Here is a 13,000-nt window from a genome sequence, read left to right as displayed (position 1 = left end):
TCATTTCAAGAACTCTTCTGGAGGATAGTGGTATCGCTACCACCGACAACAAGGGCAATCGCCGTAACCTCGAAATCCGCGTCCCGCGCGTTCGCGTGATCGGCGCGGATCAAGAACAGCTCGGCATCCTTACCCGTGACGAGGCGCTGGCACTGGCGCAAGAGGCGGGCATGGATCTGGTCGAGATCCAGCCGAACGGCGACCCGCCGGTCTGCCGCATCATGGATTACGGCAAGTTCAAGTTCGAAGCCCAGAAGAAGGCCCAGGCGGCCAAGAAGAAGCAAAAGCAGGTCGAGATCAAGGAAGTGAAGTTCCGTCCGGTCACGGACGTGGGCGACTACCAGATCAAGCTGCGCAACATGCTTCGCTTCCTGGAAGAGGGTGACAAGGTCAAGGTCACCATCCGCTTCCGCGGTCGCGAGATGTCCCATCAGGATTTGGGCCAGAACCTGGCCAAGAAGATCCAGGAAGACGTGGGCGAGAATGGCCAGGTCGAGTCCTTCCCGCGTCTGGAAGGCCGTCAGATGGTCATGATGATCGGACCCAAGAAAAAGCAGTAACGGACGAAACGGCGGCCTTGGGTCGCCGTTTTTCCTTGCGGGGTGCTGGTTTGTGCCCCTTTGCGACTCCGGGCGTGACTTCCGCCCGTTGTGGTGAAATCTCTCCAAGACTGGCAATGCGGCCAGTCCCTCCGTATAATCGCCGGTTCGACCCGCCAGGAAGGGTCGTGAACCGATCGTGGCAGGACGGAAAGCGTGGCTTACTTAGGGCCACCGCCAGATCAGTCAGAAACCGAGATACGGAGCATTTCCATGCCCAAGATCAAGACCAACCGGGCGGCAGCGAAGCGTTTTCGCAAGACCGCTTCCGGCAAGTTCAAGGCCGGTCACGCCTTCAAGTCGCACATCCTGACCAAGAAGTCGACCAAGCGTAAGCGCAATCTTCGCGCTACCAACCACGTCAAGGCATGCGACACCAAGGGTGTAGCACGCATGTTGCCGTACTTGTAAGGCGAGGAGATAAACCATGGCTCGTGTAAAGCGTGGCGTTACCGCCCGTCGTCGTCACAAGAAAATCATCGGCCGCGCGAAGGGTTACTACAACGCCCGTCGCAAAGTCTTCCGCGTTGCCAACCAGGCTGTCATCAAGGCCGGTCAGTACGCCTATATCGGCCGCAAGCAGAAGAAGCGCCAGTTCCGCGCCCTGTGGATCGTGCGTATCAATGCTGCTGCCCGCCAGTTCGGCCTGTCCTACAGCCGCCTGATCAACGGCCTGACCAAGGCCGGCATCACTGTCGACCGCAAAGTGCTGGCGGACATCGCCGTGCACGACATCAAGGCGTTTGGCGCGATTGCAGAAAAGGCGAAGGCCAGTCTGGCGGCGTAATCTGTGCGCTCATCCTTGATCGCGAAGATCAAGGAGCGGCCATCCTTGGCCGCACTTCTCAATGAAGAGCGAACATCCGCGGGGAGGAGGCCAAACGCCTCCTCCCCGTTTTCGTTTCTGTGGACTTCCAAACCGGGATCGCATCGATGGACGACTTGGAAAGCCGGGCCGCACAGGCGCAGGCTGAAATCGACAAGGCCGATACGCTCGAAGTGCTTGAAGCGCTGCGCGTCGGGCTGCTGGGCAAGAGCGGCATTGTCACCACCGCGCTGAAAGCGCTGGGTGCGCTGGCACCGGATGAGCGCAAAGCGCGCGGCGCCGAGGTCAATCGCGTCAAGGACCGCCTCGCCGAAATTCTCGCCACCCGCAAGCAGGTGCTGGAGCAGGCCGAGCTGGATCGTCGCCTGGCTTCCGAAAAGCTCGATATCACCTTGCCGGGCCGCGATAGCGAGCGCGGTGGCATCCACCCGATCACGCGTGCCCTTGAGCGCATCAGCGCGATCTTCGCGCGTCTGGGTTATCAGCGCGCCGACGGTCCGGAAATTGAGGACGATTGGCATAATTTCGAGGCGCTGAATTTTCCGCCGCACCATCCGGCGCGCGCCATGCACGACACCTTCTATTTCGGTGACGGGCGCCTGCTGCGCACGCATACCTCGCCGGTGCAGATCCGTTCGATGCAGGGCCGGCAGCCGCCGATCCGCATCATTGCGCCGGGCAAGGTCTACCGCAGCGATTCGGATCAGACCCATTCGCCGATGTTCCATCAGATCGAAGGTCTGCTGGTCGACGAGACCTCCAGCTTTGCCGATCTGAAAGGCACACTGGCCGAATTCATTCGCGCCTTCTTCGAGCGCGATTTCGAGATGCGCTTCCGCCCCAGCTACTTCCCCTTCACCGAGCCTTCGGCGGAAGTGGATATCCGTTGGGACGCCGAGGACGGTTCCACGCGCTGGCTGGAAGTACTGGGCTGCGGCATGGTGCATCCGAACGTGCTGAAGAATTGCGGCATCGATCCGGAGCGCTATACCGGCTTCGCTTTTGGCTTGGGTGTGGAGCGCTTCGCCATGCTGCGCTATGGCGTCTCCGATCTGCGCGCGTTCTTCGAGAACGACCTGCGCTTCCTCAAGCAGTTCGCCTGAACGCACCCAGGAATCGATAAGCATGAAATTCTCTGAGAACTGGCTGCGCGAACTGGTCGAGATCAAGGCGGGCCGCGCCGCCCTGGCCCACGCGCTGACCATGGCCGGTCTGGAAGTGGAAGAGCTCACCCCACTGGGCGAAGGCCTGGCGGGTGTGGTGGTGGCCGAGATCATCAGTGCTGAGAAGCACCCGGAAGCTGATCGCTTGCAGGTCTGCAAGGTGAGCGTGGGGCAGGGCGAGCCGCTGCAGATTGTCTGCGGTGCGCCGAACGCACGCGTTGGCATCAAGGTGCCGCTGGCGACCGTGGGTGCAAATCTGCCCGGCGGCATCGCCATTAAGGCGGCCAAATTGCGCGGTGTGGAATCGTTCGGCATGTTGTGCTCGGCCAAGGAGCTGGGTATCGATGCCGATGCGTCCGGTCTGCTGGAGCTACCGCTGGATGCGCCAGTGGGCAAGCCACTGGCCGATTACCTTGGTCTGCCCGACGCCAGCATCGAACTGAAGCTCACGCCGAATCGCCCGGACTGTTTGGGTCTGGTTGGTCTCGCGCATGACGTGGCCGCTCTGTTCGGCAGCGCGGTGAAAGTGCCCGCGCAGGGCAGTGCGCCTGTCACCGGTGAAGCACGTCGCGGCATTCGTCTTGAAGCGGGCGCCGATGCGCCGCGCTATCTGGGTCGCATTGTTGAAGGCATCGATCCACAGGCGCGCACGCCGCTGTGGCTGGCTGAGCGCCTGCGCCGTGCCGGTCTGCGTCCGATCAGTGCCGTGGTCGACATCACCAACTACGTGATGCTGGAGCTGGGCCAGCCGCTGCACGCCTTCGACAACGACAAGCTTGAGGGGGACATCGTGGTTCGCCATGCGCGCACAGGTGAAACGCTCAAGCTGCTGGATGCTTCGGAAGCAAAGCTCGACAGCAGCTTCGTGCTGATCGCCGACGAACGGAAGGCGCTGGCAGTGGCAGGCGTGATGGGCGGTTTCGATTCGCGCGTCACCGACACTACCCACAACATCTTCCTCGAGGCTGCTCATTTCGCGCCGGCCGCGATCATGGGCCGTGCACGCAAGCTGGGCATGCACACGGATGCTTCGCATCGCTTCGAGCGAGGCGTCGATCCGGAACTACCGCGCCGTGCGCTGGAGCGCGCTACCGAGCTGTTGCTATCCATCGCTGGCGGCAAGGCCGGTCCGGTACTAGTCGCGGAAAATCCGGCCGACCTGCCCAAGCCGGCGACGGTGACCTTGCGGCGTGCACGCCTCAAGCGGGTGCTGGGTGTGGAGGTTGCCGACGCGGAGGTCGCACGCATCTTCACCGCGCTGGGTATGGGCACCGAAGCCACGACGGACGGCTGGCGTATCACTGCGCCCAGCAGCCGCTTCGATATCGAGCGCGAAGAGGATCTCGTCGAAGAAGTGGCACGCATCTTCGGCTACGACAACATTCCCACGCTTACACCTGCGGGTGCGTTGACCCTGGCCGTCGAGCCGGAAGCGCGCATCAATGAGCTTGCCCTGCGCGAGCAGTTGGCCGCGCGCGGTTACTACGAGGCAGTGAACTTGTCGTTCCTGGCGGCCGAGTTGTTGACCCGCTGGGGTTTCACCGAGCGCTTGGTGCCGCTGGCCAACCCTCTCTCTGCCGATCTGGCGGTCATGCGTCCTTCGCTGTTGCCGGGCTTGGTCGAATCGCTTCGCCACAACCGTGCCCGCCAGCAGGAGCGTGTGCGCCTGTTTGAAGTGGCACGTGTTTTCGCCGCCGGCGATCCGCCGCTGGAAACCCCGAGCCTGGCCATCGTCGCCAGCGGCTCGGCGCAGGCCGAGCAATGGGGCGAGGCCGCGCGCCCGCTCGACTTCTACGACCTCAAGGGCGACCTGGATGCCGTGATCGCGTGGGGCGGTGAGCCGCAGCGCTGGTCGATGCATGCCGATGGCCTGCCGGGCTGGTTGCATCCGGGGCGCGCTGCCCGTATCGCACGGGACGGCCAGACTGTCGGCTACCTTGGCGCCCTGCATCCGCAGCTGGCCAAGGCGCTGGACCTGGGGCCGGACGTGCATGTGCTGGAGCTGGCCCTCGAGCCGCTGCTGGCCCGCCGTCTGCCCAAGGCCCAGCCGGTGCCGCGCTTCCCTTCGGTACGCCGCGATATCGCCGTGGACCTGCCGGAAGAAGTGCAGTGGTCACAGATTGAACAGTCCGTCCGCGGGGCCCTGGGCGACCAGCTCAAGGAGCTGCGCCTGTTCGACCGCTACAGCGGCAAGGGGGTCGAGACAGGCCGAAAGAGTCTCGCTATGGGCTTGATTTTGCAGGACGCTTCACGCACGCTTACTGACGACGACGCGGATCGCTGCGTACGTGAAGCAGTAGCTGCGTTGGAGACAGCATGCAAGGCAAGATTGCGAGGATGACATGGCGCTGACCAAGGCGGAGATGGCCGAGCGCCTCTTTCTCGAGGTGGGCCTCAACAAGCGAGAGGCCAAGGAATTCGTGGACGCCTATTTCGAGGTCGTCCGCGAGGCATTGGAAAAGGGCGAGCAGGTGAAGTTGTCGGGTTTCGGCAACTTCGACCTGCGTCAGAAGAACCAGCGCCCGGGACGCAACCCGAAAACCGGCGAGGAGATCCCGATCTCCGCCCGTCGAGTGGTGACGTTCCGTCCGGGGCAGAAACTCAAGGTGAGAGTCGAGAGCTATGCTGGACCAAGGGAATAACACTGAACTCCCGGCCATTCCGGCCAAGCGTTACTTCACCATCGGTGAGGTCAGCGAACTGTGTGGCGTGAAGCCGCACGTGCTGCGCTATTGGGAGCAGGAGTTTCCCGCCCTCAATCCGGTCAAGCGCCGCGGCAACCGTCGCTATTACCAGCGCCATGACGTGCTGATGATCCGCCAGATCCGCGGTCTGCTGTATGACGAGGGCTTTACCATCACCGGCGCCCGTGCCCGGCTGGAAGGTCCGCAGGCCCGCATGGAGGCCAGCATGTCCCACCAGATCGTGCGCCAGGTGCGCATGGAACTGGAAGAAGTGCTGAGTCTGCTGCGCCGCTGAGGCGCGCCAAATAACTTTCATCAAAGTCTGGCGAACTGCTAGACTTGCCCACTTGCCGTATCGTCGGGGCGTAGCGCAGCCTGGTAGCGCATTTGCCTGGGGGGCAAAGGGTCGTCGGTTCGAATCCGGCCGCCCCGACCAATGCGGTGACTCATTCAAAACGGCGCCTTCATGGCGCCGTTTTTTTGTGCCTGATCTTCGCTACGGCACGAAGCGCGGAATCGGCCCCGGATGCGGCGTCTTGCGATCGGTCAGATCGAAGAAAAACTCGTCGACATAGCACCAGCCCCAACCTTCCGGTGGATCGTAGCCTTCGATGATGGGGTGACTGGTCGCGTGGTAATGCTTAGTCGCATGTTTGTTGGGCGAACTGTCGCAGCAACCCACATGGCCACAGGTGCGGCAGATGCGCAGATGGACCCAGGGGCTGCCGGTCTTGAGGCATTCCTCACAACCGGCGGCACTCGGGGTAACGTCGTGGATACCGTCCAGATGGGTGCATGACGTGCTCATGGCATCGCCTCCGTTAGCTGACCTGTAGCACGATCTTACCCACGTGCTCGCCAGCTTCCATTAAACGATGGGCCTCTGCTGCCTGAGTGAGCGGAAAGACGCGGTAGATCATTGGCAGGCAACGGCCCGCTTCGAGCACCGGCCACACGTGACGATGAAGATCGCTCGCGATCTCGGCCTTCTCGGCCGGAGTGCGTGCGCGCATCGTGGAGCCAGTGACGGTCGCGCGCTTGAGCGCCAGCATCTGCAGGTCGATCTGCTCCGCCACGGTGCCGCCCAGAAAGCCGATCACTACCAGCTTGCCATCGCGTGCCAGCGCCGCCAGATTCCGTTCGAAGTAGGCGCCGCCCATGATGTCGAGAATCACATCGACGCCATGACCGTCGGTCTTGTTGAGCACGGCGAGGGCGAAGTGCTCTTCCCGATAGTTGATCGCTTCCGCGCCCAGTTCGCGAATCGCCGCACACTTGCGCTCACTGCCAGCGGTGGCGAACGCGTAGATGCCGAACTCGCGGCATAGCATCAGCGCCGTGGTGCCGATACCGCTGGTGCCGCCATGAATGAGCGCGCGTTGCCCTCTGGTGGCCTGACCGATGCGGAACAGGTTCGCCCATACAGTGAAGAACGTTTCCGGTATCGCGGCGGCCTGTACGGAGGTCAGACCGCGCGGCCGCGGCAGGGTCTGGCCGGCAGGGAGCACGCAATACTCGGCATAGCCGCCACCGTTGGTGAGGCCGCATACCTCGTCGCCCAGTGAGAAGCCGGTGACGCCTTCACCGATGGCGACCACTTCGCCAGCCACTTCCAATCCGGGCGTCGGATGCGCGCCGGGTGGCATGGGATAGTTGCCCAGGCGTTGAATGACATCGGGCCGGTTCACGCCGGCCGCTTCGACGCGCACCAGTAATTCGCCTTGCCCTGGTGAGGGCGTGGATACGATGCGCGGCTGGAGCACGTCGGGGCCGCCCGGCGCGGTGATCTCGATCTCCGTCATCCGTTCCGGTAATGCCACTGTGCTCATGATGCGAACGCTGATAATGCAGGCGACGTCGCCGGCGGGGTCATCACGTTACGCCGCCTGCCAGTGAAGGACGCGTGTGTGTCTGTGCGCGTCCGTAAACTTGCGCCTTGTCAGTACAGCACGCGACTGCGCAGGGTGCCTGGAATGGCGGCGAGCTTGTCCTTGAGGATGCCCGCCTGCGCTTCGTCGGCGGAGACATCGATCACCACGTAGCCCACCTGCGGGTCGGTCTGCAGGAACTGCGCGTCAATGTTGATGTTGCCCGCCGAGAACAGCTCGTTGATGCGCGATAGCACGCCCGGCACGTTGCGATGAATATGCAGCAGGCGGCGGCTGTTCGGATGCTCGGGCAGGGTCACCTCGGGGAAGTTCACCGCCGACAGGGTGGAGCCGTTGTCGCTGTAGCGCACCAGCTTGCTCGCCACTTCAATGCCGATGTTGTCCTGCGCTTCCAGTGTGCTGCCGCCGATATGCGGGGTGAGGATAACGTTGTCCATGCCGACCAGCGGCGAGACAAAGACATCGTCGTTGCCCTTGGGCTCCACCGGGAACACGTCTACCGCGGCACCGGCCAGATGCTCGCTGCGCAAGGCAGCGGCCAATGCATCGATATCCACCACCGTGCCGCGCGACGCGTTGATCAGCAGCGAGCCTTTGCGCATTTTGGCCAGTTCGGTCGCACCGATCATCAACTTGGTCGCGGGCGTTTCCGGCACATGGAGGGTCACTACATCGGCGCGTTCCAGCAGATCGGCCAGGCTGCTGGCGGCACGAGCATTGCCCAGCGACAGCTTGGTCTCGACGTCGTGGAAAATGACGCGCATGCCCAGCGCCTCGGCTAGCACGCCGATCTGCGTGCCGATATGGCCATAGCCGACGATGCCCAGCACCTTGTCGCGCGTTTCGAAGCTGCCCGCCGCCGACTTGGTCCAGCCGCCGCGATGGCATAGCGCGTTCTTCTGCGGAATACCGCGCAGCAGCATGATCGCCTCAGCGATCACCAGTTCGGCCACGCTGCGGGTGTTGGAGTAGGGCGCGTTGAATACCGGAACGCCAAGCGCGCGTGCCGCTTCCAGATCCACCTGGTTGGTGCCGATGCAGAAGCAGCCCACCGCGATCAGGCGGCGCGCGTTTTCCAGAACCTCCTTGGTGAGATGGCTGCGCGAGCGGATGCCCACGATATGCGCCTCGGCGATGCGCGCTTTGAGTTCCGCTTCCGGCAGTGACTTCTCGTGAAATTCGATCTGGCTATAGCCGGCGCGGCGGAAGCTTTCGACCGCATTCTGGCTCACGCCTTCCAGCAGCAGGACCTTGATGTCTTCTTTCGGATACGAGGTTTTCATGAGTGCCGGGCAGAGTTGGCAAAGCGGCACTATGCGGCACCGCAGCACTGGACCGCAACGCCCTTGGCTGGCAGGCTGGGCGGACGTCCCTGGAGCCGCTATGACCGCTACATCCCTGGCCCATCCCGCCCTGGCCGATCTTGCCGGCCGCCTGCCGGCGCTGCGCCTGCTCACCGAGCCTTCCGACCTGGAGCACTACGGCCGCGATTGGACCCGGCGCTGGGTACCGGCGCCGCTGGCCGTCGCGTTGCCGGCCAGCGTGGGGGAAGTGCAGGACATCGTGCGTTGGGCCAATGAGCACCGGATCTATGTGGTGCCTTCAGGCGGCCGCACCGGTCTGTCGGGTGGCGCCGTAGCGGCCAATGGGGAGTTGGTGCTGAGTCTGGAACGGATGAATCGCGTACTCGACTTCGACGCGGTCGACCGCACGCTCACCGTGCAGGCCGGCATCACCCTGCAGGCGGTGCACGACGCGGCGCGCACGCATGGCCTGATCTACCCGGTCGACTTCGCCGCGCGTGGCTCCTGTTCCATCGGCGGCAATATTGCCACCAATGCCGGTGGCATCCGCGTGATCCGTTACGGCAATACGCGCGAGTGGATTGCCGGCCTGACCGTGGTGGCCGGTAATGGCGAATGGCTGCAACTCAATCGTGGTTTGATCAAAAACTCCAGCGGCTACGACCTGCGTCAGCTGATGATCGGTTCCGAAGGCACGCTCGGCGTGGTGGTGGAAGCCACCCTGAAACTCACCGATCCGCCGCCGCCGTCGCAGGTGATGTTGCTGGCATTGCCCGACATGGCTGCGCTGATGCAGGTGTTTGGGCTGTTTCGTGCCAAGTTGAGTCTGCAAGCCTTTGAGTTCTTCACCGACGTAGCGCTCAAGCATGTGCTGGCGCATGGCGCGCAGCGTGCCATCGACGGTGAGCATCCCTACTACGTCGTGACCGAGTTCGACGCCAACGAAGACGCCGCGCTGGCCGCATTCGAGCAAGGTGCGGAGCAGGGCTGGATCAGCGACGGTGTGATTGCCCAGAGCGAAGCGCAGGCCGCCGCGCTGTGGCGCCTACGCGAGGGCATCACCGAAAGCCTCGCGCCGCATCGCCCCTACAAGAACGACATCTCGCTGCGCATCAGCGTACTACCGGTATTCCTGCAGGAAATCCAGGCGTTGCTCGGGCGCGAATACCCGCAGGCTGAAGTGGTGTGGTTCGGCCATATCGGCGACGGCAATCTGCACATCAATGTGTTGAAGCCGGAGGCATTGAGCGACGCGGATTTCATCGCGCAGTGCGAGCACGTCACGAAATTGCTGGCCGATACCTTGCAGCGCCACGGCGGCAGCATTTCGGCGGAACACGGCATCGGTCTGGTGAAGAAGCCTTACCTTGGCAGCACGCGCAGCGAAGCAGAAATCGCGCTGATGCGTGGGGTGAAGCAGGTGTTCGATCCGAAGGGATTGTTGAATCCGGGGAAGGTGTTTTAGCCATCTCTTATCGGGAGATGATGTCGCAAGAGCGCACCCCCTCCCAGCCTCCCCCTGCAGGCAGGGGGAGGGGCTAAGAGCTTGTAACACCCTGCTCCCTCCCCTGCTTGCAGGGGAGGGTTGGGGAGGGGTAAGCCCTTGTGACGACGCCGCCCGACTTCAGGCGATAAGCGCCTGCACCTATCACTATCAACAGCCATGCTAGCCTTCGCGATTTCCATCGCCGTATGAGGAACCCCCACATGGCCCAGGACCGCCGCACGCTTTACCCCGAGATCGCGCCATTTGACAGCGGCATGCTCAAGGTCTCCGACCTGCATACGCTGTACTACGAACAGAGCGGCAATCCCAACGGCAAACCGGTGGTGTTCCTGCATGGCGGCCCCGGCGGCGGCACCAATCCGAAGTACCGGCGCTTCTTCGATCCGAAGGTGTACCGCATCGTGTTGTTCGATCAGCGCGGTTGCGGCAAGTCCACGCCGCACGCGGAACTCATCGACAACACCACCTGGCATCTGGTCAGCGACATCGAGCGCTTGCGCGAGCATCTGGGCATCGATCGCTGGCAGGTATTTGGCGGTTCGTGGGGTTCGACGCTGGCGCTGGCCTACGCGCAGACGCATCCGGACAAAGTCACCGAGCTGGTGCTGCGCGGCATCTTCATGCTGCGCCGCTGGGAGCTCGAATGGTTCTACCAGAAAGGCTGCGATGCGCTGTATCCGGACGCGTGGGAAACCTATCTCAGCGTCATCCCTGAGGCCGAGCGCGGCGACCTGATGAGCGCCTATTACCGTCGCCTCACCAGCAGCGATGCCAAGGTGCGTGTGGCGGCTGCGCGCGCGTGGTCAGTGTGGGAAGGCGCCACCAGCTATCTGTATCCAGACCCGGACCACATCGCCTCCAGCGGTGAGGACGAGTTCGCACTGGCCTTCGCGCGCATCGAATGCCACTACTTCGTGCACGGCGGTTTCTTCGAGCACGACGATCAGCTGCTGCGCAACGTGGAGCGCATCCGCAAGATTCCCGGCGTGATCGTGCAAGGCCGCTATGACGTGGTGTGCCCGATGCGCAGCGCCTGGGATCTGCATCGCGCCTGGCCGGAGGCCGACCTGCGCATCGTGCCGGATGCCGGGCACTCGGCACTCGAACCTGGCATCACTGCTGAACTGGTAGAAGCCACCGATCGCTTTCGCGGTTGAACCCGATGGCTGGCGCAGTCAGACCGGCTGCGCCAGCGATGCCACCGAGCGCGAGAACACATGCAGGCCCACATTGGCGCGCTTGGCATGACGTTTCGCCCGGGCCGCCAGCGTAGCGATGGATTCGGCGCGCTGCGGCAGCGGCGGCAGCACTTGTACGGCGCCGATCACCACCGTGGTGAACGGAAAGAACTGCGGCTCGCCGCGACGATCCTTGCCGCGCAGACCGCCGCGCGCACGGTCGATCGGATCGAACAATGCTCCCGCGCGTGCGTTGAAGCTGTCAATGATGCGCTGGCAGCGCACGACCCAGTCGTCGCTCTGGAACAACACTACGAAATCGTCACCGCCGATATGGCCGATGAAATCCAGCGCCGGATCGATGTGCTCACCCAGCACGCCCGATAGCAGGCGAATCATTTCGTCGCCGCGGAAATAGCCATAGCGATCGTTGAAGGGTTTGAAGTCGGTGAGATCGACATGCGCGACGGCGAATGCCTCGCTACCGCCAAGCAAGCGTGCAAGATGTTCGGTGGTGGGGATGTTTCCCGGCAGGAAAGTAAGCGGGTTGGCGTGGCGTGCCGCGTCGATACGCAGCTCGCTGACTCTTCGCACCAGCGACTCGCCGGTGCCCAACCCGCGATAGCGGCCGCCGCTGGTGACGATGAAGCCGTCGCTCAGATAACGCTGATCTTCACCGCGCAAGACCTCGGCGAGGCTCTCCAGACTTCGCTGCTCATCGCATATCAGCGGCGCGTGATTCATCAGCGCCGTACAGGATTTGCGCGCCAGCAATTCGCGCGCGAAAGGTTGCGCCATGCGCTCGTTGACCAGGCGCCGGTTGATCAGGCCAATCGGGCGACCGTCCTGCACCACCGCCACGGCATGCAGTTCGGGATAGTCCACGAACAAAGCCATCACGTCGTCGTTGCTCTGCCGTGGATCGACTGACGGCGCTTCCATCGCCAGATGCCCGACCTGAGTCGGCCGCTGTGTGACCGGGCCGCGCGGGCGCGGATGTACGGGCACGGAGGGAGTCAGTAGCGCCTGGCGCGCTTCGTCACGCGGTTCCGCGACCGGCGCGCTCGCGGGATAGCCGATCAGGAAACCCTGCGCATAGGGAATGCCCAGCTCGCGGATCAGGCGCAGGTCCGCCGGGTCTTCCACGCCTTCGCCGACCAGGTCGGTGCCCAGTGTTTCGGCCACCTGGCACAGGGCGCGTACGATGGCCAGGCGCTCGGCGCTACGCGAGAGTCCATTGATGAGATAGCGGTCGATCTTGACGATGTCCGGATGGATCTCGTTCCACATCTCGAAGTTGGAATGGCCATTACCGAAATCGTCCAGCGCGATACGCATGCCATGCGCGCGCAGATAACCGAGCGCGTCGGCAAGCAACACCGGATTGGCCACCACGTCGCGTTCGGTGACCTCGATGGTTACGCGAGCGGGATCGAGGCCGCCAGCAATCAGCGCGGCGAGCACATCGTCCGGACGCATCAGGTCCTGCAGGATGGCGCGTGCACTTAGATTCACCAGCAGTCGGCCGTTGGCCGCTGATGCGGTGAAGGCCGTGCTGATAGTGCGCGCGGCGTGCAACTCCAGATCGGCCAGGCGCCCTTCGGCGCGGGCGATATCGAGCAGGTCGAGCATGCTGACTGTATCCGGCGCGAAGGCGCAGCGGCTCAAGCCCTCGTGGGCCACCACTTCAAGGGTGTCTACCCGCACCAGGGGCTGGAATACCGGCAGCAGATTCCCAGGCACCAGCGCGCGCTCCAGCACATCGTGGCGTGAATCCTTGCGCGGTGGCACAGGCATAAGGACAGGACGGCTCGTGCGGGTACGGCCCGGGTGGAGGGGACCATGACGAA

General features: G+C 63.4%; 13 protein-coding genes and 1 tRNA gene. 10 read left to right on the top strand and 4 right to left on the bottom strand.

All coding sequences use genetic code 11. The features are described 5' to 3' along the window. The first annotated feature begins 32 nt into the window (after positions 1-32). The 8 genes from infC (at position 33) to BM338_RS09995 (ending at position 5,708) form a co-directional block, all read left to right on the top strand. Positions 33-560, top strand: a complete 528-nt coding sequence (gene infC, locus BM338_RS10030; protein ID WP_304529043.1) for a translation initiation factor IF-3 — start codon at positions 33-35, stop codon at positions 558-560. Between the two features lie 252 nt (positions 561-812). Then, complete coding sequence (gene rpmI, locus BM338_RS10025; RefSeq protein ID WP_019467379.1) at positions 813-1,010, top strand: 50S ribosomal protein L35; 198 nt, start codon at positions 813-815, stop codon at positions 1,008-1,010. Positions 1,011-1,026: 16 nt separating this feature from the next. After that, positions 1,027-1,386 (top strand): 50S ribosomal protein L20, encoded by a 360-nt coding sequence (rplT, locus tag BM338_RS10020; RefSeq protein ID WP_090450735.1) that lies wholly within the window; start codon positions 1,027-1,029, stop codon positions 1,384-1,386. 146 nt (positions 1,387-1,532) lie between these two features. After that, the gene (gene pheS, locus BM338_RS10015; RefSeq protein WP_090450734.1) at positions 1,533-2,528 is read left to right on the top strand and encodes a phenylalanine--tRNA ligase subunit alpha; all 996 of its coding nucleotides are present in this window, start codon (positions 1,533-1,535) and stop codon (positions 2,526-2,528) included. A 22-nt stretch (positions 2,529-2,550) separates the two neighbouring features. Next, positions 2,551-4,929 carry a phenylalanine--tRNA ligase subunit beta gene (gene pheT, locus BM338_RS10010; protein WP_090450733.1) on the top strand — a complete coding sequence of 793 codons (2,379 nt, stop codon included), beginning with the start codon at positions 2,551-2,553 and terminating at the stop codon, positions 4,927-4,929. Position 4,930: 1 nt separating this feature from the next. Next, positions 4,931-5,230 carry an integration host factor subunit alpha gene (gene ihfA, locus BM338_RS10005; protein WP_026635111.1) on the top strand — a complete coding sequence of 100 codons (300 nt, stop codon included), beginning with the start codon at positions 4,931-4,933 and terminating at the stop codon, positions 5,228-5,230. Further along, positions 5,211-5,567 (top strand): MerR family transcriptional regulator, encoded by a 357-nt coding sequence (locus BM338_RS10000; RefSeq protein WP_090450732.1) that lies wholly within the window; start codon positions 5,211-5,213, stop codon positions 5,565-5,567. The genes ihfA and BM338_RS10000 overlap by 20 nt, the downstream gene beginning before the upstream one ends. A 64-nt stretch (positions 5,568-5,631) precedes the next feature. Then, positions 5,632-5,708 (top strand) — tRNA-Pro (locus BM338_RS09995). A gap of 60 nt (positions 5,709-5,768) precedes the next feature. On the opposite strand, the gene BM338_RS09990 is transcribed toward BM338_RS09995, so the two are convergent. From BM338_RS09990 to serA, 3 genes are all read right to left on the bottom strand, one after another. After that, positions 5,769-6,080, bottom strand: a complete 312-nt coding sequence (locus BM338_RS09990; protein WP_090450731.1) for a UBP-type zinc finger domain-containing protein — start codon at positions 6,078-6,080, stop codon at positions 5,769-5,771. Positions 6,081-6,093: 13 nt separating this feature from the next. Then, positions 6,094-7,101, bottom strand: coding sequence for an NAD(P)H-quinone oxidoreductase (locus BM338_RS09985; protein ID WP_255367253.1), 1,008 nt, complete (start codon positions 7,099-7,101; stop codon positions 6,094-6,096). A 110-nt stretch (positions 7,102-7,211) separates the two neighbouring features. Continuing rightward, the gene (serA, locus tag BM338_RS09980; protein ID WP_090450730.1) at positions 7,212-8,444 is read right to left on the bottom strand and encodes a phosphoglycerate dehydrogenase; all 1,233 of its coding nucleotides are present in this window, start codon (positions 8,442-8,444) and stop codon (positions 7,212-7,214) included. A 100-nt stretch (positions 8,445-8,544) separates the two neighbouring features. On the opposite strand from serA, the gene BM338_RS09975 reads away from it, so the two are divergent. Both BM338_RS09975 and pip read left to right on the top strand, forming a co-directional pair. Next, positions 8,545-9,930 (top strand): FAD-binding oxidoreductase, encoded by a 1,386-nt coding sequence (locus tag BM338_RS09975; protein WP_090450729.1) that lies wholly within the window; start codon positions 8,545-8,547, stop codon positions 9,928-9,930. A gap of 242 nt (positions 9,931-10,172) precedes the next feature. Then, positions 10,173-11,129 carry a prolyl aminopeptidase gene (gene pip / locus BM338_RS09970; RefSeq protein WP_090450728.1) on the top strand — a complete coding sequence of 319 codons (957 nt, stop codon included), beginning with the start codon at positions 10,173-10,175 and terminating at the stop codon, positions 11,127-11,129. An 18-nt stretch (positions 11,130-11,147) separates the two neighbouring features. Here the strand turns inward: pip and BM338_RS09965 are convergent, their stop codons facing one another. After that, positions 11,148-12,947, bottom strand: a complete 1,800-nt coding sequence (locus tag BM338_RS09965; RefSeq protein ID WP_090450727.1) for an EAL domain-containing protein — start codon at positions 12,945-12,947, stop codon at positions 11,148-11,150. Positions 12,948-13,000: the final 53 nt, after the last annotated feature.

The sequence above is a fragment of the Dyella sp. OK004 genome, assembly GCF_900114495.1.
Lineage (GTDB): Bacteria > Pseudomonadota > Gammaproteobacteria > Xanthomonadales > Rhodanobacteraceae > Dyella_D.
The sequence above is the reverse complement of the archived record's forward strand: the minus strand, read 5'-3'. Positions and strand labels throughout refer to the sequence as shown.